The following is a 19,191-nucleotide window of genomic DNA, read 5'->3' as shown; positions in this document are numbered from 1 at the left end:
GGCTCCGGAATCGTGGAGAGAAGAGGCGGCAACACCGCGCCGCCGTCGAAACCGATGCTCTGATGCGCCCCGCCCTCCGAGGGTTTGGACAGGATGAAAACGATGCGCACTCCCTCACCTCGATGACGGAGTGCACCGACGGTTTTCCAGATCGCGCATCAGGTGGAGCGATCGACGTGTTCCCGTGCGCTCCGGCAGACCCTCCGCCGATCCGCATCCCTCCCGAAAAAACGCGGATGGCCCCCTGCCGCATTCCATCCACTTCCCGTTCCCGACGCCCTCACAAACGATCCTGCCTCGTCGACATCCCTCATCTGCACCCGACACCAAACAGATACGGCTTCAGCGCGGAAGCGGACGAAACGCTACGTAAAACTCTGTTGACTCTGCTAACTCTGTGTGAGGCCAATCTTTTCTTCGCTCGCGATGCCCCCCGAGGAATCGCCCCCGTAAAACTCCGTTGACTCCGTTAACTCCGTGTGAGGCCAATCTCTTGTGAAATCGGCCGACATCTCACCGCGTGGGACCGGCTGAGGATCAGCGGACAGGATTCGCACGCGCCGCCTCGATGATGGCGACCACGCCGGGATGCCGGGGACGGCGCTCCACCGTGAGGGCGAAGAAGTGCTGCAGCGCGTCCGGCGCCTCGCCCACCGTCTCCAGCCCGTGCCGCGCGCCCAGCTCCGCCGCGACCACGCTGGGCGCGGCGATCACGCCCGCCGCGGACTGCGCCAGGAGCAGCCGCGACGTCCAGTCATCCAGCTCAGCCACCACCGTGGGCGCCACGCCCGCCGCCTGCAGCCACGCGTCAACGGAGCGCCGCAGAGGGGCGTCCATGGGCGGCATGACAAAGGGGATGCCCTCCAGCGACGCGGGAAACCGGGCCGACAGCTCCCCCGCAAGCGCGCGCGCGGCCAGCAGGGTAACACCGCATTGCCCCAGCGGGTGCGGCCGCGCGCGCACCGCGGAGCCGGCGGGAAGGCGCTCGGCGCTCAGCACCACGTCCAGCTCGCGCGCCCCAAGCTCCGCGCTCAGCCGCGCCAGGGGGCCATGGTGCACCGCCAGGCGCACGGGGCGCGGCAGCCGAAGGGCGGGGGCCAGCAACTGGTGCGTAAGCGTGGGCGGCACGCCCTCGGCCACGCCCACCGCCAGCCGCAGGGGACGCCGGCCGCCGTGCTCCAGCGTCTCCAGCATCTCCCGCCCCAGCGCGAAGATCTCGTCCGCGTACGCGTACACGGTGGTGCCGGCGGGCGTGAGCGCCAGGCCGCGGCCGCTCTTTTCAAAGAGCTTTACCTCCAGCGACCGCTCCAGCCGCTGGATCTGGCTGCTTACCGCCGGCTGCGAAACCCCCAGCTTGACCGTGGCGGCGGCGATGCTCCCCTCGCGGGCCACCATCCAGAAGTACAGCAGGTGGTTGTAGTTGAGCGTCGCCATGTGCGCGGTGCTTGAATGCTGGGCGCCCTTGCGTCAAGGGCGCGTGCACGCGGACGGGCCGCCCCGATCCGGGACGGCCCGTCCGTGACGCCGGCCAAAGGCCGGACGCTGGAGCAAGGACGCGGGAAGGCTGAGGGCCGCGAAGAACTGTGCTTCGCATCGTCGGGGGGCGCCGTACTGTTGAACCGCACATTGAAAACGGTGCAACCCCCAACCTGCCCGCACCCTGGCTGCTCCAGCCTCAAAAGCTGGCACGGTGAGTGCTACCATGTACTGTAGCAATGGGCATACCGCGGCCGTTCCCCGCGGGGCATTTCTTCGCAAATGAAGGCGATCCAAGCTTTTACAAAACACCTTGACAAGCGTGGCCGCAGGAACGGGCTGGGGCAGCCGCGGTACACACCGTGGCGTAAACTACCCAGGCCACCTCTCCCCCGTCCGCCACGAGGCCCCCGATGCGCCAATCATCTGTTTTCGACCACTCTCAACGTCCCATATTTCGTATTTTCGCAAAGTAGCGCACTAGGGGCCCTTACGCAAATCGCTCCCCGGATGGCCGATGCCCGGGGAGCGATTTCTCGTGCGATGTTGCCGGATCGGCCGCGGTTCAGGCCTGGGCCACGCGCGTAAGCTTGGCGTCGACCGACTGCAGCAGATCGCGGAAAGATTTGGCGAACTTCTCCACCCCCTCGCGCTGCAGCTGGTCCGTCACCTCGTCCATGTCGATCCCCAGCTCCTTCAGCGCGGCGATGTCGGCCACCGCCCGGTCCACGTCCTGGTCCACCGTCGTTTTGCCGATGCCGTGGTCGGCGAACGCCTCCACGGTGGCCAGCGGCATGGTGTTGACGGTGTGCGGGCCGATCAGCTCCTCGACGTAGATCACGTCGCGGTAGTCCGGGTTCTTGGTGGACGTGCTGGCCCACAGCGGCCGCTGCACCTGCGCGCCCACCGCCGCCAGCCGCTCCCACCGCTCGCCGGAAAAGATCTCCTGAAAGCGCCGGTACGCCAGCCTGGCGTTCGCCACCGCCGCCTTGCCACGCAGCGAGAGCGCGCGCTGCTTCGCCGTGTCGTCGGTGGCGGCTTCGGCAAGCTTGTTCAACTGGCCGTCCACCGCGCTGTCGACGCGCGAAACGAAGAACGAGGCGACGGAGCCCACGCGGTCCAGCGGCTGCCCCGCCTCGTGGCGACGCTCCAGCCCGCGCAGGAACGCCTCCATCACCTGCTCGTGGTTCTTCACCGAGAACAGCAGGGTGATGTTGACGTTCATCCCCTCGAACAGCAGCTGCTCGATCACGGGAAGGCCGGCTTCCGTCCCCGGCACCTTGATCATCAGGTTGGGCCGGCCCACGGCCTTCCACAGGCGCCGCGCCTCATCCAGGGTGCCGGCCTCGTCGTGCGCCAGCTCCGGCGACACCTCCAGCGAGACGAAGCCGTCCGTGCCGTTGCTCTCGTCGTACACGCCGCGGAACAGGTCGCAGGCGCGGGTGATGTCTTCCACCGCCAGCGACTCGTACGCCTCGGTCGCGTCGGCCTGGTCGGCGGCCAGGACGTCGAACGCGTCGTCGTAGTCGTCGCTGTCGCCGATGGCCTGCTCGAAGATGGAGGGATTGGACGTCACGCCGCGCAGATCGAAGCGGCGGATCATCTCCTCCAGCTCGCCGTTGTCCAGAATGCCGCGGCGAATGTAGTCCAGCCACACGCTCTGCCCCAGCGCGTGCAGCTGGTGCAGCGGGTTCTTGTCCCCGGACTCGACGGCGTCGGTGGGGTGCTTGGTTTCGGGATCCATCGTCTTTATCCTCCCCCGGAGGGTGTTGGTACGAGAGTACGAAAGTACGAGAGTGCGGGCTCGGCGTGAGCCCGCAGCCTCTCCAATCCGCTTGCGTACTCTCGTACTTCGTACTTCCGTACTTACTTCTCGTCCGTCCCGTGCGCGGCCGGCCCGGCGCCGGCGCGGCCCTTCTCCGACTCCCCGTCGCCCAGCCCCAGCAGCTGCTTGGCCTTGGCGCACACGTTGTCCGCGCTAAGCCCCAGCTCCTGGAACACCCGCTTGGCGGGCGCCGACGCGCCAAAGCGGCTGATGCCGATCGCCTCGCCCTCGCTTCCCACCCAGCGGTGCCACCCCATGGGGTGCGCGGCCTCGATGCTCACCCGCGCGTGCACCGCCGGCGGCAGCACCTGGTCGCGGTACTCCTTCGACTGCTGTGAGAACAGGGCCCAGCTGGGCATGCTGACCACGCGGGCGCGGATCCCCTCGCCCGCCAGCGCATCGCGCGCCTCCAGCGCGACGGAAACCTCGGAGCCGGTGGCGATCAGGATGACCTGCGGGTCGCCGCCGTCCGCGTCCGCCAGCACGTACGCACCCTTTCGCAGCCCGTCCGCCTTGCCCGTGGTCACGTGCGGCAGCGCCTGGCGGGTGAGGGACAGGAAGACGGGCCCCTCGTTGTGCTCCATGGCGAAGCGCCACGCCTCGGCCGTCTCGTTGGCGTCCGCCGGGCGCAGGTCGATCAGCCCCGGGATGGCGCGCAGCGAGGGAAGCTGCTCGATCGGCTGGTGCGTCGGCCCGTCCTCGCCCAGGCCCACGGAGTCGTGGGTGTAGACGTAGATGGTCGGCTGCTCCATCAGCGCGGCCAGGCGCACCGGCGGGCGCATGTACTCGGAAAAGATCAGGAAGGTGCCGCCGAACACGCGCACGCCGCCGTGCAGCGTCATCCCGTTCATCGCCGAGCCCATGGCGTGCTCGCGAACGCCGAAGTGCAGGATGCGCCCCGCGTAGTTGTCCGGGCCGTAGTCGCCGCCGCCGTCGATGTTGGTGTTGTTGCTCCCCGCCAGGTCCGCCGAGCCGCCCATCAGCCAGGGCACCCGCGTGGCGATGGCGTTCAGCGCCTTGCCCGACGCGGCGCGCGTGGCGATCGGCTTGTCGTCCGTGCTCCACGTGGGGATGTCCGCGTCCCAGCCGGCGGGAAGGGTCCGCGAGAGCGCCTGGTCCAGCTCGGTGGCGGTGTCGGCGTGCGCGGCGCGAAAGGCCTCCATCCGCCGCTCCCACTCCGCCTGGCGCTCGCGGCCCTGCTCGCCCGACGCGCGCATGTGCGCCAGCGCCTCGTCGGGAACGAAGAAGCTGTCCTGCGAGGGCCAGCCCAGCGCCTTTTTGGTGAGCTTGATCTCTTCCTCGCCCAGCGCCTCGCCGTGCGCCTTTTCACTCCCCGCCTTGTTGGGCGAGCCGTAGCCGATGATGGTCTTGACCGTGATCATCGACGGGCGCGGATCGGCCTGGGCGGCGCGGATGGCGGCGTCGATCGCCTCCAGGTCGTTGCCGTCCTCCACCGTCTCCGTGTGCCAGCCGTACCCCTCGAAGCGCTTGGCCACGTCCTCGGTAAAGGCAAGGTCGGTGCTGCCTTCGATGGTGATCTTGTTGTCGTCCCAGAAGTAGATGAGCTTGCCCAGCTTCAGGTGCCCGGCCAGCGACGCCGCCTCGGCCGCCACACCCTCCATCAGGTCGCCGTCGGAGCAGATGGCGTAGACGTAATGGTCGATGACGTCGTGGCCGGGCTTGTTGTAGCGCGCGGCCAGGTGCGCCTCGGCCATCGCCATTCCCACGCCGGTGGCAAAGCCCTGCCCCAGCGGGCCGGTCGTCGTTTCCACGCCGGGCGTAAGGCCGTACTCCGGGTGCCCGGGGGTGGGGCTGTCCCACTGCCGGAAGTTCTTGATGTCGTCCAGCGTAAGGCCGTAGCCCGTCAGGTACAGCATCGAGTACAGCAGCATCGACGCGTGCCCGGCGGACAGGATGAAGCGGTCGCGGTCCGCCCACTTGGGATCGGCCGGATTGTGCTTCAGGTGGCGCGTAAAGATGACGTACGCCAGCGGCGCCAGCGCCATGGGGGTGCCGGGGTGGCCGGAGTTGGCCGCCTGCACCGCGTCCATGGACAGCGTGCGGATGGTGTCGATGCAGAGCCGGTCGAGCGTCTGGGCTTCGGAGGGCATCTATCTTCCTGGTTCGTGCGGGAACGGCTGGGATGTGTGGATGTGGAGCCCGCCGCGCTTCGGCCGAGTTCGGGGCGCACGGCCGGCGCCGCCTCCAGGCTCGCACCACTCGTCCACCTCCCCCCCAAAAACCAGGGGGAGGTTGGACTTCGAAGGGTCGAGCTGCGTCCGCCGGGTGCCCCTCCCCCGGCCCCTCCCCGTTCGTTCCTCACGGAGAGGGGAGAACTTCAATCGCGCTTCGACGCGCGCCGGAGTCAGGCTCAACCCACCCCTCCCCCGCAGTTTGGGGGAGGGGTCGGACGCCGTCGCGAGGAACGAGCGAAAGGCCGTGCGGGGGTGACGGCCCCGCGCCCCGGACACGGCCCGCGCTACGCCCCGATCCGCTCCAGTGCCACCAGCGCCGCGCCGCGCAGCGTCGCCTCGTGGTGCGGGGACAGGCGCAGCGGCCGCCCGATCGCGCCGGCGATGATGCGGGTCCACGCGGGCGACGCGTGCAGCGCGCCGCCGCCGGCCACCACCTCGTCCACGGGCCCGAACGCCGCCTCCACCGCCCCCACCGCCTCCGCCATCGCCCGCGCCGACGCCTCCAGCCACGCCCGCGCGATCTCCACCGGCCCCGTCGCCGCCGTCAGCCCGGCGATCTCCGCCGTCTCCCGTCCAACCGGCCGCGGCGGGCGCTCGGCGACCAGGCGGGGGATGACGGTCAGCCCGTGCGCGCCCGTCTCCATCGCCGCGAGGCGCGCCTCCAGTTCGTCCGGCGGGGGCAGCCGCAGCGTCCGGGCCAGCCAGGCGAACCCGTTGCCGCCGTTGGACAGCGCCCGCCCGCAGACCGTCCGCCGCGCGTCCAGCCGGTAGCACCAGAGCCCGTCCGGCACCACGACGTCCGCATCGTCCCGCAGCACCCGCACCGCCGCGGACGTGCCAACCGTCAGCCCGATGCGCCGACCGACGGCGCCCATCCCCAGGCTGGCGCACGCGCCGTCGCCCAGCGCCGGAAACCAGGGGATCGCCGCCAGCTCCGGCCAGCGCGCCGCGAACGGTTCGCGCAGGCCCGTGAACGGCGCGTCGCCGATCGGGGGGAGCGCGTCGGCAGAGACGCCGGCCGCGTCCAGCATCTCCCCGTCCCACCCCTGCCGGTACAGGTCCAGCAGCCCCGTCCCGCTGGCCATCGACACCGACGTCCGCCGCTCGCCAAACAGCCGGAACCCCAGGATCTCGCCGATGCTGGCCCAGGTGGCGGAGGGCGGCAAGCTATCGCCCGCGGAGCCCCGGAGCCAGACCAGCTTGGCCGCCGGATACAGCTCGTGCAGAAAGCACCCGGTGCGCCGGTGGACCGCCGCCTCGTCCAGCCGCGACCGCAGCGCGTCCGCCGCCTCGCGCGCCCGCCCGTCGCCCCAGCCGTAGAGCGGCGTTACCGCCCGCCCGTCCGCACCGATGCCGGCCACTCCGTGCCAGAACGCCGCCATCCCCACCGCCGCCGCAGCCACCCCCGCCGCGCGCCCCGCCTGCACCGCCGCGTCGATCACCCGGACGCACAGGTCGGCCAGCGCGTCAGCGTCCGTCTTCATCCCCCCATCCGGCGTGGCGCGCCAGGCGTACTCCGCCCGCGCCACGACGCCGTCGGCCAGCGGCGCACCGGCCGCATCCATCCACTGCGCCCGCACGGACGACGAGCCCACGTCGAGGGCCAGGATCCAGGGACCGCGGCGGGCGGGCGGCAGAGAAGGCGTCATGGGAAGAGACAATCTACCGCCTCGCGCGCGCGGATGCCACGCGCGCGAAAGAGCGCCCCCGCCCGCAGGCGGAAGCGCCCCTCGCAGGTGCGCGGCGGATCAGAGGTTACCCGTACCGCCCACCCCGCGGTTGTCGCGGTCTTCGCGCAGCCGCTCGCCGGCCTCGTGCGCCAGACGGGTGGTCTCGTCGCGGTCCGCGGCCACGCCCTCCTGCCCGGCGCCGTGCAGCGTGGGCTCCGAATGGGAAAGCCCGCTGCCGCTGAGCTGATCCACCTGGCGGGCATCGCCCGTCCCGGCGCTCAGTCCGACGTCGCCGCGGTCGGCCTCGTGGGGCGAACCGCTCATTCCGCCGAGCCCCCGCCCCGAGCCGCCCTGCCGGCGCGAGCCGTAGAAGCGCGCGTCGTCGAACGCGTCGCTGGCGTAGAAGTCCTCGTCGGCGTTGTGCAGGTAGTCCGATCCGGCCAGCCCGGCGCGGTGGCTGGCGTCGCCGCGCATCTGCACCGCGTCGCGGTCGTAGCCCAGCTCGCCCGCGCGTTCGTTCAGCGCGCCCATCCCGCCGGACGAAGCGCCCGCGTCCATCCCGCCCACCGGCCCCTGGGACCCCGCGCCCATGCGCTCGCCGCCGCGCAGCGCGTCATCCGCGGACGCCATCATCCCCGCGGACGAGCCGGTGGAGTGCATGGAATCCGCATCCGGGGCGGACGTCCGCATCCCGGCGCTGGAGACTCCACCGGTGGTGCCGGACGCCATCCCCGTCATCCCCAGCCCCGTGCCGGTGCCCGGCGTGTTGCCCAGGCCGGCCGTGTCCAGCATGCCCGCTCCGCCCGCAAGGCCGGTCGTCTCCCCCGTGCCGCGTCGGGCGGAGAAGCTTTCGCGAACGGAGGTCTCGAAGTCACGCGTCAGCGGCCCCTGGTCGTACGACGGCACGCCGCCCAGGTCGGCCGAGGCGAGCGCATCCACCATCACGCGGTCGCTGCCTTCGTCCAGCCGCGCGTAGCCGATGGGGATGAGCACGTGGCGGTCGGCGCCGCCGGCCACCATGCCGTCGTCCACGTCCACGTCCAGGTAGCGCACCTTCATCGCGGCCGTATCCACCAGCAGCTCGTCCACCTCGCCGATCTTGCGGCCGTCCGACGCCAGCACCTCCCAGCCCCGCACGTCGGGCTCGCCGTCGGCGACCTTGAAGTCGTCCAGCTGGCCGAGCGGAACCACCCGGTCCATGTCGTTGTTCGCCATAGGGGCTCTCCGTGGGCTCTGCGGCCGATGTCCCGGTGCCGCAACAACATCGGCGCGCGGATGTGACAAACTGCGAGCGTCACCGGGGAGCCCGGGACGGTGCACACCGCGTTCCAGAGCGGTTTGGGAGCACCGCATCCCAGGCCCTGTAACAGTCCGGGCCAACGATTGACAAACCCTTTACGCCCGGGTACGATTCTGGCGAAGGGGCCCGGCGGCGCTGCTACCCGGGTGAGGAGCAGCATCCCCCAGAGAATGACAGGAGCTCTACCCATGCAGTCCACCCTCAGCGGCACCACCGAAGTCCTGGAGCGCGCGGACGTGCTCACCGAAGACGAACTCGACAGCCTTCCGGTGGGGATGATCCAGCTGGACCGCGACGGCACCGTCCTCAAGTTCAACCAGACGGAAAGCAGCCTGGCGCGCGTCGAAAAGGGCGATGCCGTGGGCAAGAGCTTCTTTGACGAGGTGGCACCGTGCACCAAGGTGCAGGAGTTTCACGGCAAGTTCGTCGAGGGCGTGCAGAACCGTAACCTGCACACGGTGTTTCCCTACCAGTTCCGCTTTCGCGACGGGCGGCAGAAGAACGTGGTGATCTCCATGTTCTACAGCGGCAGCACCGAAACGGTGTGGGTGCTGGTGCAGCGCCCGAACTCCTGACCGCCGCGGCGGAACGCGGTATGAAGGACGCCACGGGGGCGCGGCCGGTGCATCCGGCCGCGCCCCCGGCGCGTTGAGAATCGAAACGACAGAGAACGGATTGCGGATGGCGAAGCGGGAGTGGCCGCGGCGGCTGGGGTTCGCCGTAAAGGTGGCGGGACGCGAGGGATTGAAGAGCAACGACGCTCGGCGCTGGCAAAGCAATCCGCACCTGCGCGTGTCGATGGACATGCTGCGCGAGATCCTGGACTACCTGGAAGAGATCGACGTGCGGATGTACCGCATCTCGTCGGACTTCGTACCCTACTGCACGCACCCGGACCTTCCGCAGTTCCACGGCCAGATCACCGAGTGCCGCGACGGGCTGGCGGAGCTGGGACGCACGGCGCGCGAACGGGGGATCCGCCTGTCGCTGCACCCGTCGCAGTACGTGCTGCTCTCCGCGCTGGATCCCAAGATCAACGACAAGGGAATCTGGGACGTCAACAGCCAGGCGGAGCTGCTGGACGCCATGGAGCAGGGTCCCGAAGCCATCGTCATCCTGCACCTGGGCGGCGCGTACGGCAACAAGGACGCGGCCATGCAGCGCTTCGTGGAGAACTACCCGCGCCTCTCGGAATCCGGCCGCCGCCGCCTGGTCATCGAGAACGACGAGACGCTGTACACCGTGCAGGACTGCCTGCGCGTTCACGAGGCCATCGGCATCCCCGTCGTCTTCGACCACCAGCACCACCTGCTCAACCCCGGCACCCTGTCGCTGGGCGACGCCTGCCGCGCCGCGGTGGCCACCTGGCCCGCCGGGGTGATGCCCAAGGTCCACTTTTCGTCGCCCAGGCTGGACTCGCGCATGGTGCTGCGCGGCAAAAAGGAGGTCCCCGCCCCACCTCTCCTTTCCCAGCACGCCGACTACGTGCACCCCTGGGAGTTCGGCGGCTTTCTGGCCGCCGTGGGCCCTGCCCCCTTCGACGTGATGCTGGAGGCCAAGATGAAGGACCTGGCCCTCCTCAAGCTGCGCGACGACCTGACCAGGCTCGGGCTCTGGTGATCACATCGATTGAGAGGCTTCCTGACTCTTCCATATCGCGAGCACTTTGTTTACCTTCCGGTGTCTACGCTGCGCTACTGCTACTTGGATTACGGGTTACGGAGCCGTGGGATGTCGCGCTAGGTGAGGGGTCGGGGCTGGTCTATGAACGAGTACGTGCTTACATTGTGCCTACTACAGGAGAAGGCACATGCGAGCACGGGTAGTGAGAATCGGTAACTCCAGGGGCATCCGGATCCCGAAGCCTATGTTGGAGCAAAGCGGCATCGTAGATGAGGTCGATCTGCAGGCCGAGGATGGTCAGATTGTGATCCGCGCCGTCCGCCATCCGCGCGAGGGCTGGGATGCCGCGTTCGCCGAAATGGCTCAGCGAGGCGATGACAAGCTCCTGGACGACGTACCATCCACCAGTACCTGGGACGAGGAGGAATGGGAATGGTAGCGGAGCGGTTCGACGTTTACCTCGTCAGTCTGGATCCGACGGTTGGAAGTGAGATCAAGAAGACTCGGCCTTGCCTGATCATCTCTCCGAATGAATTGAACCGGCACGTCGCGACCGTCATTGTCGCACCGATGACCACAAAGGGACGCACGTATCCGACGCGCGTCCCTTGTGTTTTTGAGGGGAAAGCAGGCGAAATCGTGCTCGATCAGCTACGAACCGTCGACAGGACAAGACTCGTCAAGCGGTTGGGACGCATAGATTTGGCGGTTCGCAAGACAGTACTCAGCAGACTTGCCGACCTGTTCGCAAGTTGAGTGGCCGCGAAGCGGCGCATGTTCTGAGCCAGTCGCGTTCAATCCTGGATCCTAATCGAACCGCAGCTGCATCCGCCGAAAATCCAGCGTCATCGACTCGAACTGGCGGATGACGTCCTGGCCGATGTTGCCGAAGACGCGGTCGCTGTCGTCGGACGTGGGCTCCACGTACACGCGCACCTGCGGCACCGTCGCCTCCCGCCCGCCGATTCGCAGCACCAGCGGCGACAGGGTGTACGCCCGCACCTGTCGCACCCCGCCCGCGCCGCCCACCTGCACCGTCGTCGCCTCGCCGCCGGCCTCCACCGCTTCACGGCGCGCGGCGTGGAACGGCGGATACAGCGCCGTGGCCTGCGCCCCCGTGTCAAAGCCAAAGTGCAGCCGCTCGCCCGCGTGCTCCGCGGCCACCGTCGGCATCAGCCCGCGCAGGCAGAGGTTCTGCTCGCTCGCCGCGCCCGCGTTTGCCGTGTCGCCCAGCACCAGCTCTCCGCCGCGCGTCAGCGTCGTGACGCCAAAGCCGGCGATCACGGGAAAGCCGATGATGCCGCGGATCTGGTAGTCGATCTGTGGAAAGGCCAGCGCGCTGTCCGGAAACACCAGGAACGCCGCGTTGCGCACCGTCGCCCCACCGATGCGAATCTCGGGCGCCACCGCCACGCGCGCCCAGCTGCTGCCGCCGGTGATGGAGCCCACGCGCACCGAATCGCCCAGCAGCCGGAACCCCATCTCCCGTGCCGTCGACGCGGTGACGGTGGAAAGGTTGGCGCCCGTGTCGTAGACGAAGTCGACCGACTGCCCGCCGGACTGGACGCGCACGTTCACCAGGTTGGCGCGGTCGCGCGTGGTCGCGACGCGGACGGGACCGGGCGCCTCCACGGTCTGCGCGGGCGTGCCGGCCAGCGCGCCCCACAGCCCCCGCACGTTCGCCGCGTTGTCGCGCCCCGCGGAATCCGCCGATGCCTCGCCCGCCAGCGCGGCGTACACCTCCGCCGCCTCGCCGTAGCGGAAGGTGCGAACGTACGCATCGCCCAGCAGCTCGTACGCGGCCTGCCGCCGCTCCGCGTCCGCCGCCGCCTCGTGCGAGTCCAGAAAGCGCCGCAGCTCGCCGATCGCCTCGTCCGGCCGGTTGAACGCCACCGCCGCCGCCGCGCGGTAGAAGTCCACCGTCGCCCCGCCCCGCATCCCCGCCAGCGCGTCCCGCAGCCCAAAGCAGTCCTGCCGCCTGTACAGCTCCGCCAGCCGCGCCGCATCCGCTCCATCCGCCGCCGGGACCGGCGCGGCCAGTGGCGGACCAGACGCTGGCGCCGCGCAGGCAGCAAGCCAAACGATCACGGTCGCCGCGAGACCGTGCTTCAAGAGGTTCATCCGCCTGCCCCCATGGACGAGCGCCATCACGCGGCGCACGCGAAGCCCGCCAGCCGCCCCAGTGCCTCCAGGCTGGCCTCCAGCTCGGCCTCGATTTCGTGGGGCTCGACCGGCGCTTCGATGATGACCGGGACCTTAAGCGGGATCATTTCGGCCACCTGCTGGCAGGCCCACACCCCCGCCGACGACAGGCGCACGTGCCGGCTGTGGGCGTCGAGTTCGCTCACGTGCACCTCGGCCAGCCGGTCGTGGAAGGCATCGAGCAGCCGAAACGCTTCGCCCATGGAGGGATCGCACTGCCGCGCGTGCGCTACGTCGAAGCAGAACGACGCCTGCGGCAGCCGCGCGAACATGGGCTTGAGTTCCTGTACCGTGCGCCCCACCGGCTTGCGATGGTCCATGTTCTCGATGCACAGCCGGTCACCGAAGCCGGCCCACAGCCGCGGGACGCGGATTGTGTCGGGGTGCACCACCACCAGCCAGCCACGCTGGGCCACCGGCAGCAGCGCCGCCGCGATCGCGGGCTCTTCGGCCGCCGTGAACGCGCTGGGCGCGTGCACCGAGATGTGCGCGTACCCGTCGAGCGCGAGAAGGGGAATCACCCCCAGCAGCGGCGCAAGCTCGTGCGTGCGCAACGCCGAAAGCTCCACGGCCTCGGTGGCGTGCGGCTCCAGGAGCCGCAGCGCGCGTCGCACGTCGGACTTTGCGGCGGACCCCGTTGAGAAGCCGATTCCACTCATCAGAACACCCCGTACCGGATGGTGAGCTCGCGCAGGGGCGTGTCGCGTTCGAAGAAGATCTCTATGAGCGCATCCTGTACGCGCCTGCCCAGCTGCCGCACTTCGTGGTACACTGGATCACCTTCGGCGCTGGAGGGGACAAGCGCCTTGAGGTGCGCGCGCCTACTCTGCAGCAGCCCCAGGAGTTCGTTGTGATGGAAGCGGCGGCGCTACACATGCGCCGCCGCTATGCTCTGGCGCCCGCTCAGCTCCCGGCCGCCAGCCGCCGCACGACGGCGTCGCCGGCGGCGGCGGTGCCCAGGGTGCCGCCCAGGTCCGCCGTCGTCTCGCCGGCGACGATGCAGTCGCGGACGGCGTGCTCCAGGCGCTTGCCCAGGTCCGGGCGGCCCAGGTGCTCCAGCATCAGCCCGGAGGTGAGGATGGCGGCGAAGGGGTTGGCCAGGTCGCGGCCCGCCAGGTCCGGCGCCGAGCCATGCACGGGCTCGAACAGGCCGATGCGCCCGGGGTGGATGTTCCCCGACGGCGACAATCCCAGCCCGCCCGCCAGCTGCGAGCCCAAATCGGAAAGGATGTCGCCGAACAGGTTGCCGGTGACGATCACCTGGTAGCGCTCCGGGCGGCGCACCATGTCCATCGCCAGCATGTCCACGTACAGCGCCTCGCTCTCGATGCCGGCGTACTCGGCCGACACCAGCTTGAACACGCGGCGCCACAGCCCGCCGGCAAACTCCATCGCGTTCGACTTGTCGCTCATCGTCACGCGCGTCTTGCCGTTGGCGCGCGCCCACTCGAACGCCGCGCGGATGATGCGCTCCACGCCCTTGCGCGTGTTCACGTCCTCCTGGATGGCCACCTCGTCGGGCGTGCCCTGCTTGAAGGTGCCGCCCATCCCCACGTACACGCCTTCGGTGTTCTCGCGGAAGATGACCATGTCCACGTCATCCACGCCCTTGTCGCGCAGGGGAGTGTGGCTCTCGTGGAACAGGCGCACCGGGCGAAAGTTGACGTACAGGTCCAGCTTGAAGCGCATCCCCAGCAGGATCTGCCGCGCGTGCTCGTTGCCCGCCACGCGCGCGTCGCCCAGCGCGCCCAGCAGGATGGCCTGGTAGTTGGCGCGCAGGTCGTCGAACTCGGCGTCGGTAATGGCCTCGCCGGTTTCCAGGTAGCGGTCGGCGCCGTGCGGCCACTCCACCAGGTCCAGTTCCAGGTCCGTTCCGGCGGTCACCGCCCGCAGCGCCGTTACCGCCTCGCGCGTGACTTCCTTGCCCACACCGTCGCCGGGGACCACCGCTACTTTCGGCATCCTGTCGCGCTTCCGTCTTGATCAGGGATGGATGATGATTCGCGGCGCGGAAAGTACCCGGCGTGCGGCGGGTCCGGCAAGGAAGGAGCGGATGATGACGACGGCTATGCCGCGGGCCGAACAGGCCGGGGAGTCGGGGGGATGAATCCGCGGCTGGATACGCGGAAAGCCCCGCAACTTGCGCGAGGCTTTGACTCCGATGATGTGGAGCATGTCCGGAGATTTTTCCGGTTGCGGACGCGCCGGAGCATGGGGCGCCGCACACGTCTGGGCCGCCGAGTCCACGAAGGTGGACTTTGTGCAGTCGTAACGGCGAACTGACTCGCTCCTGCAGGGGGGCAGCCCGGTGCCGAAACCCCACCGCCCTTCCACCCGCCGATGCAGGATCCGGCGCCCCGCGTCACTCTCTACTCGGCTCATCCCGATCGCGATCCGCCGCGCCTGCCGGGCCGCTCCGCTACTGCGCGCCGCGGCGTGCCAGCGAGTAGGCGTAGGCCGAGACGGCGCGGATCTGCGCTTCGTTGAACTGGCCGTTGCCCTTGGGCGGCATGGGGACGCGGAACTGCTCCGTGGCGGGCGCGCCTTCGGTGACCACCTGGATGATCTCCTCGAAGGCGCCGGTGCCCTTTGTCCACTCGTTGTCCACCAGCGACGGGCCCAGCTGCGTCCCCTGGCCGGCCTCGCCGTGGCACATCACGCAGTTGCCGCGATACAGGGTGCGGCCCTCGTTCCCCTGGTCGGCGCTCACGCCCTGCGGAAGCTGCCCGGGCGGCGGGCCTGGATCGCCCGGCGCCTGGGCACCCTTTTCCGCCTGCCGCCCACCACCGCTCTGGCCGCCCCGCTCGCAGCCCGAGACAAAAACGGCCAGCAGCAGCGCCGCCGCCGTGATCCACCGCACGTTCCGCATCGGCTCCGTCCGCAACAACTGAATCCCCGACCGCCGCCGATCCATGCACCGGGCGGGGCCGCCTTTCGGGGTGCGCTACCGCAAGCGTTGTTCCGGGCGCGGCGCGGGCGGGGTGACGCCCGTCTGGCGGGGCGCGCCGCAGGTGGCGCAAAAGCTCCACTCCGGCTGCATCATGGCGCTGCAATCGGCGCACGGCACCGGGACCAGGCACGTGCCGCAGAAGGGGCAGAAGCGCGCTTCGCGGTCCGTCGGCAACGGCGAGCGGCAGCCGGGACAGGGCTTGGGCCGCGGGCGCGCGGGCACCGCCGGCTCGGCCGCCGCGCCGGGATCCGTGCGGTCCACGGGGACGGGCAGCTCCAGCCTGGGCGGAGAGGCCGGCGCGGGTGCGGCGACCACGACGGGCGGCGGCGCGGTCAGGTCGCCCGGCTGCGGCGCAAAGGGGTTGGGCTGCACCCCCACGTCGGCGTAGTCGCGGTAAATGCCCAGGATGGGGTTGGGCGCCTGCAGCTCGCGCCGAAACTCGTCGGCCACCTCGGGCCGCTCCGTCTCCAGGTACTCGCGCTCGCCGGCCAGCAGGCGCAGCAGGGCGTGCTCGTACTCCGCCAGCTCCGCGAACCCCAGCTCGGAGCGGATCAGGCGGTACGGCACCACTTCCTGGTACAGGTCACCCACGGTGAGCGCCCGTCCCGGGTCGCGCGCCAGGGCCAGGGATACGCGCCGGTAGAGCCGGTCGAGTGCGTCCACGGGAGAGTGCGTGAGTGCGGAAGTGCGTGAGTGCGAAAGTAGAAGAGCCCGCATCGGCGGATGCCGGCGTTGCACTCGGAATGCTGTTATATACGCAATCGAAGCCCCGTTCCGCGAGCACGGCACGCGTAACGGGGCTGATCCGGCTGCGGACGCGCAGGTGCGTGAAACGCCCGATGCCGCCCGGCCGCCGAGTCCGCGCAGGCGGACTTTGCGATTTTTCCAGCGGCGAATTCATTCGCTCCCGCGCGGGGACGCGCCAGGTACTCCGCGGAATCGCGCTGGCGCTAGAGCGGTTTCATCTAGCCGAATTTCCTGGCCTTATTAGACCGGACTAACGCGCGCCCGCTCATCCCGGTCGCGGCCCGCTGCGCCCTCTACGGCGTCGCCGCCCCGCCTGCCGGGGCGCCCCCCGCCGGAATAGTCGCCGCCGGGGGAGCCCCCGCGTCGGGAGCCGGGGCCGCGGCGTCGGCGGTGCGCATCAGGGCGCGCAGCTCGGCGGGGGCGCGGTGCAGCACCTGCTCCGCGTCGGTCGGACGGCCGGTGGCGCGCAGCGACTTTACCAGCCCCGCCCACGCGCGCTGCGAGGTGCTGTCGCTCAGGATCGCCTGGCGAAACACGGGGACGGCGTCCGGCGCGCGGTTGCTGTCCAGCAGCAGGTAGCCGTGCTCCGTGTGCAGCCCGGCGTCCCCCGGCGCCACGCGAAGGCCCGCCTGAATCTCCCGCTCCGCGTCCGGAATCCGCCCCGCCTCGCGATAGATGCGGGCCAGGTACACGCGGGGCTGGGCCTCGCGCGGGTGCTCGTCGGCGTAGGCGCGAAAGGCGGTTTCCGCCTCGGCCACGCGGCCGGCGCGCAGGGCCGCCTCGCCGCGGCGCAGCGTGTCGTCGTCGCCGCCGCGCAGGCGGATGGCCAGGATCAGCAGAACGGCCAGGGTGGCCAGCGCCGCCCACGTCTGCCAGGTGATGCGGCGGCGCGAGGGCACGGCGCGCACCAGGTCCTCGTCGTCGTGCAGCAGGACGGACTCGTCGGGATCGGGGACGGCGGGATCTTCCAGCAGTCCGTCCGCGGGAAAGGAGCTGATGTGCGACTGCAGGCCGTCCGCCACGTGCACGGCCAGCTGCGCGTCGCGCGGGCCGGGGTCCGCGCCGCCGGAGATGCGCTCGCACGCCAGGTCCAGGTCGTGGAACGCCGCCGCAAGCTCCATGGGAAGGCGGTTGCGGCGGCGCAGCTCGGCCAGCAGGTCGGGGGTGGAAAGGTCGTCGTGCGAAAGGGCCCGCAGCCGCAGCTCCACCGGGGCGGTGGGGTCGTCGCGCAGCATGCGCCGCAGCGTGGTCTCGCTGGCGCGGGCAATACGCACCACCAGCGCCGGCGCGGGGGCGCCCGCCCGCAGCGCCTCCACGTCGGCGGCGCGCTGCCGCAGCGGGCGCAGGGTGCTCTCGGGATCGAAGCTCACGGCCGTGGCGGCGCGAGCGGGGCGAGGTGCGTCACCGGCTCCGGAATGCGGGTCACTCCTCGATGTGCAGCAGCCCCATGCGGGCTCCCGCCTTGAGGAACGCCTCGGCGCTGTGAAAGGGCACGTCGGTCCCCGTCCGCTCGCGGATCTGCCGCGCCGCGCGGCGCATGAACGAGCTGAGCGTGATGGTGGGCTCGCCGCACGAGTCGCGCATCCCCGCCACGATCTCGTCCCACGAACCCTCGAACACCGACCCCTCGGCGGTGCGCACCCGGTGCGGCGCCGGCTTTACGGCGGCGGCCTCGGCCGGGGGGGCGCCCAGGATCTTCATGATGAAGTCCATCTGCGCCGAAAGCTCCAGCGCCGCCTGCGCGCCCTCGTCCACCGCGCCCTCGAAGCTGGCCTCCACCTCGGCCAGCAGGTGGTCGATCTCGTCGGGCTCGGCGTCCAGCTCTTCCAGCCGCTCGCGCCAGGGCAGGAACCAGGCGTCGTCATCGGCCACACCGTCCAGCTGGCTCTTGAGCTCGATGTAGCGCCAGAGGGAAAGCGTGTCCCAGTGCTCCTCGGGCGGCACCTGCTCCAGCTCCGTCAGGGCGCCGCGCTGGTCGCCGCGGTCGTGCAGCAGGTGGCTCAGGTAGATGCGGGCCTCGTGCAGCTCGCCGTCCAGCCGCACCGCGCGGCGCAGCTCACGCCGCGCGCCCAGGTCGTCGCCCAGCGCGTGCAGGGTGTAGCCGCGCGCCGCCGCCAGCTCCGCCGAATCCGGGTGCGCCGCCGACAGCGCGCTGAAGCGGGCGCGGGCGTCGGTGAACAACCCCTCGCGATAGAGAGCGCGGCCCACGGTAAGTCCCAGCTCCAGGTCGTCGGCCAGCCCCATCTCGTCGATGCGGGCAAAGCACTCCAGCGCCTCGTCCACCTTGCCGAACTTGAGCAGCGACTCGCCCAGCCCCACCCAGGCGTCCTCGTACTCGGGGTCCAGCTCCAGCGCCCGCTCAAAGCACTGGCGCGCCCACGCGTACTCTTCGCGGGCCACGCGCGTGTAGCCGAGCCCCACCTGCAGCAGGACGGACTCGGGATACTGCGCCAGCCCCTCGCGCAGCACGTGCAGCGCTTCGTCGTATTCGCCGGCGTCGTAGTGCCGGTGCGCCAGCTCGTCGTATTCTTCGGAGCTGAGAAATGAAGTTCCCATTCAGCCTTTCCCTTGACCCTTCAAAAAGGGGGGTGTTGGGGCAAGGGCCCGGGACGGGGCCAGGTTCAAGCGGCGGGGTCGCGCGCGGACGTCGGCGCGGTGGACACCTGCGCAAATATACACCGGAACGCCCCCCGCATCCAAGCCCCTGTGCGGCCTTGCGGCCCGCCGGGGCGCGTGGTCAGATTGAGTGCCCCGTACGACCCTGCTACAACCGGAGGATGAGGAGCTGATGTTCGACTGGCTGCGGCGCCGCCGCCTGAGCAACGAGGCCAAGCGCAAGCTGCTGATTGCCGCCGCGCGCGCCGAAGAGGCGATCGTGGAGACGCACGTGGCCAACGTGCTGGATCTGCTCGACATCCTGCGCGACGAGGTGGACGTGGACCGGGCGCTGGAGCTGTACATGGAGATGCTGCCCATGGACGAGCACATCGCCGCCACCGTCACCAACCGCGTGCTGGCCCGCCACGATGCCCCCGGCGTGCGCCCGTCCGCCGGTACGGGCCGCTTTGGCGGCGTGTTTCGCGACACCGGCCGCTAGCCGCCCCGCACCCTCCGGTCCAGCGTACGGAACACGGCCGCCGCGGTTGCCCACCCGCGGCGGCCGCGTCCGTCCAGCCACAGGACGGCGTCCGGATTCCGTACAC

The 19,191-nt window shown here is 70.4% G+C and carries 17 protein-coding genes; 5 read left to right on the top strand and 12 right to left on the bottom strand.

The window, feature by feature from the left end; translation table 11 throughout:
• Positions 1 to 537: 537 nt before the first annotated feature.
• The 5 genes from ACOJUJ_RS25210 to ACOJUJ_RS25190 form a co-directional block, all read right to left on the bottom strand.
• Positions 538 to 1,434 carry a LysR family transcriptional regulator gene (locus ACOJUJ_RS25210; protein WP_420129694.1) on the bottom strand — a complete coding sequence of 299 codons (897 nt, stop codon included), beginning with the start codon at positions 1,432 to 1,434 and terminating at the stop codon, positions 538 to 540.
• Between the two features lie 607 nt (positions 1,435 to 2,041).
• On the bottom strand, positions 2,042 to 3,220 hold the full coding sequence (tal, locus tag ACOJUJ_RS25205) for a transaldolase (protein ID WP_420129693.1): 1,179 nt from the start codon (positions 3,218 to 3,220) through the stop codon (positions 2,042 to 2,044).
• Positions 3,221 to 3,342: 122 nt separating this feature from the next.
• Positions 3,343 to 5,412: a transketolase gene (gene tkt / locus ACOJUJ_RS25200; RefSeq protein ID WP_420129692.1), complete on the bottom strand. Its 2,070-nt coding sequence runs from the start codon at positions 5,410 to 5,412 to the stop codon at positions 3,343 to 3,345.
• Between the two features lie 368 nt (positions 5,413 to 5,780).
• Positions 5,781 to 7,145, bottom strand: coding sequence for a gluconokinase (locus tag ACOJUJ_RS25195; protein ID WP_420129691.1), 1,365 nt, complete (start codon positions 7,143 to 7,145; stop codon positions 5,781 to 5,783).
• A gap of 99 nt (positions 7,146 to 7,244) precedes the next feature.
• Positions 7,245 to 8,381 carry a PRC-barrel domain-containing protein gene (locus tag ACOJUJ_RS25190; RefSeq protein ID WP_420129690.1) on the bottom strand — a complete coding sequence of 379 codons (1,137 nt, stop codon included), beginning with the start codon at positions 8,379 to 8,381 and terminating at the stop codon, positions 7,245 to 7,247.
• 273 nt (positions 8,382 to 8,654) lie between these two features.
• Here ACOJUJ_RS25190 and ACOJUJ_RS25185 point away from each other — a divergent pair, with 273 nt between their 5' ends.
• The 4 genes from ACOJUJ_RS25185 to ACOJUJ_RS25170 all read left to right on the top strand — a co-directional run bounded on the left by ACOJUJ_RS25185 (position 8,655) and on the right by ACOJUJ_RS25170 (position 10,845).
• Positions 8,655 to 9,041, top strand: a complete 387-nt coding sequence (locus tag ACOJUJ_RS25185; protein WP_420129689.1) for a PAS domain-containing protein — start codon at positions 8,655 to 8,657, stop codon at positions 9,039 to 9,041.
• A gap of 106 nt (positions 9,042 to 9,147) precedes the next feature.
• Positions 9,148 to 10,086: a UV DNA damage repair endonuclease UvsE gene (uvsE, locus tag ACOJUJ_RS25180; RefSeq protein ID WP_420129688.1), complete on the top strand. Its 939-nt coding sequence runs from the start codon at positions 9,148 to 9,150 to the stop codon at positions 10,084 to 10,086.
• A 190-nt stretch (positions 10,087 to 10,276) separates the two neighbouring features.
• A complete protein-coding gene (locus tag ACOJUJ_RS25175) occupies positions 10,277 to 10,528 on the top strand; it encodes an AbrB/MazE/SpoVT family DNA-binding domain-containing protein (RefSeq protein WP_420129687.1) in 252 nt (83 codons plus the stop codon).
• Positions 10,516 to 10,845, top strand: a complete 330-nt coding sequence (locus ACOJUJ_RS25170; RefSeq protein ID WP_420129686.1) for a type II toxin-antitoxin system PemK/MazF family toxin — start codon at positions 10,516 to 10,518, stop codon at positions 10,843 to 10,845. The genes ACOJUJ_RS25175 and ACOJUJ_RS25170 overlap by 13 nt, the downstream gene beginning before the upstream one ends.
• 51 nt (positions 10,846 to 10,896) lie before the next feature.
• Here the strand turns inward: ACOJUJ_RS25170 and ACOJUJ_RS25165 are convergent, their stop codons facing one another.
• The 7 genes from ACOJUJ_RS25165 to ACOJUJ_RS25135 form a co-directional block, all read right to left on the bottom strand.
• Positions 10,897 to 12,201, bottom strand: a complete 1,305-nt coding sequence (locus ACOJUJ_RS25165) for an aspartyl protease family protein (RefSeq protein ID WP_420129685.1) — start codon at positions 12,199 to 12,201, stop codon at positions 10,897 to 10,899.
• Between the two features lie 35 nt (positions 12,202 to 12,236).
• The gene (locus tag ACOJUJ_RS25160) at positions 12,237 to 12,905 is read right to left on the bottom strand and encodes a hypothetical protein (RefSeq protein ID WP_420129684.1); all 669 of its coding nucleotides are present in this window, start codon (positions 12,903 to 12,905) and stop codon (positions 12,237 to 12,239) included.
• 289 nt (positions 12,906 to 13,194) lie between these two features.
• Positions 13,195 to 14,253 (bottom strand): isocitrate/isopropylmalate dehydrogenase family protein, encoded by a 1,059-nt coding sequence (locus ACOJUJ_RS25155; RefSeq protein ID WP_420129683.1) that lies wholly within the window; start codon positions 14,251 to 14,253, stop codon positions 13,195 to 13,197.
• 457 nt (positions 14,254 to 14,710) lie between these two features.
• Positions 14,711 to 15,160: a c-type cytochrome gene (locus ACOJUJ_RS25150; protein ID WP_420129682.1), complete on the bottom strand. Its 450-nt coding sequence runs from the start codon at positions 15,158 to 15,160 to the stop codon at positions 14,711 to 14,713.
• A gap of 75 nt (positions 15,161 to 15,235) precedes the next feature.
• A complete protein-coding gene (locus tag ACOJUJ_RS25145; RefSeq protein ID WP_420129681.1) occupies positions 15,236 to 15,904 on the bottom strand; it encodes a zinc ribbon domain-containing protein in 669 nt (222 codons plus the stop codon).
• Between the two features lie 377 nt (positions 15,905 to 16,281).
• Positions 16,282 to 17,358, bottom strand: a complete 1,077-nt coding sequence (locus ACOJUJ_RS25140; protein WP_420129680.1) for a tetratricopeptide repeat protein — start codon at positions 17,356 to 17,358, stop codon at positions 16,282 to 16,284.
• A gap of 52 nt (positions 17,359 to 17,410) precedes the next feature.
• Complete coding sequence (locus ACOJUJ_RS25135) at positions 17,411 to 18,544, bottom strand: tetratricopeptide repeat protein (RefSeq protein ID WP_420129679.1); 1,134 nt, start codon at positions 18,542 to 18,544, stop codon at positions 17,411 to 17,413.
• 190 nt (positions 18,545 to 18,734) lie between these two features.
• Here ACOJUJ_RS25135 and ACOJUJ_RS25130 point away from each other — a divergent pair, with 190 nt between their 5' ends.
• Positions 18,735 to 19,085, top strand: coding sequence for a hypothetical protein (locus ACOJUJ_RS25130; RefSeq protein ID WP_420129678.1), 351 nt, complete (start codon positions 18,735 to 18,737; stop codon positions 19,083 to 19,085).
• Positions 19,086 to 19,191: the final 106 nt, after the last annotated feature.

Source organism: Longimicrobium sp. (assembly GCF_048594345.1).
Lineage (GTDB): Bacteria > Gemmatimonadota > Gemmatimonadetes > Longimicrobiales > Longimicrobiaceae > Longimicrobium.
This window is presented reverse-complemented; position numbering and strand designations above follow the sequence as displayed.

What these genes read in the sequence shown, in the direction of transcription:
- ACOJUJ_RS25210 (WP_420129694.1), bottom strand. Translation starts at nt 1,434, where the DNA reads ATGGCGACGCTCAACTACAACCACCTGCTGTACTTCTGGATGGTGGCC.
- tal (WP_420129693.1), bottom strand. Translation starts at nt 3,220, where the DNA reads ATGGATCCCGAAACCAAGCACCCCACCGACGCCGTCGAGTCCGGGGAC.
- tkt (WP_420129692.1), bottom strand. Translation starts at nt 5,412, where the DNA reads ATGCCCTCCGAAGCCCAGACGCTCGACCGGCTCTGCATCGACACCATC.
- ACOJUJ_RS25195 (WP_420129691.1), bottom strand. Translation starts at nt 7,145, where the DNA reads ATGACGCCTTCTCTGCCGCCCGCCCGCCGCGGTCCCTGGATCCTGGCC.
- ACOJUJ_RS25190 (WP_420129690.1), bottom strand. Translation starts at nt 8,381, where the DNA reads ATGGCGAACAACGACATGGACCGGGTGGTTCCGCTCGGCCAGCTGGAC.
- ACOJUJ_RS25185 (WP_420129689.1), top strand. Translation starts at nt 8,655, where the DNA reads ATGCAGTCCACCCTCAGCGGCACCACCGAAGTCCTGGAGCGCGCGGAC.
- uvsE (WP_420129688.1), top strand. Translation starts at nt 9,148, where the DNA reads ATGGCGAAGCGGGAGTGGCCGCGGCGGCTGGGGTTCGCCGTAAAGGTG.
- ACOJUJ_RS25175 (WP_420129687.1), top strand. Translation starts at nt 10,277, where the DNA reads ATGCGAGCACGGGTAGTGAGAATCGGTAACTCCAGGGGCATCCGGATC.
- ACOJUJ_RS25170 (WP_420129686.1), top strand. Translation starts at nt 10,516, where the DNA reads ATGGGAATGGTAGCGGAGCGGTTCGACGTTTACCTCGTCAGTCTGGAT.
- ACOJUJ_RS25155 (WP_420129683.1), bottom strand. Translation starts at nt 14,253, where the DNA reads ATGCCGAAAGTAGCGGTGGTCCCCGGCGACGGTGTGGGCAAGGAAGTC.
- ACOJUJ_RS25150 (WP_420129682.1), bottom strand. Translation starts at nt 15,160, where the DNA reads ATGCGGAACGTGCGGTGGATCACGGCGGCGGCGCTGCTGCTGGCCGTT.
- ACOJUJ_RS25135 (WP_420129679.1), bottom strand. Translation starts at nt 18,544, where the DNA reads ATGGGAACTTCATTTCTCAGCTCCGAAGAATACGACGAGCTGGCGCAC.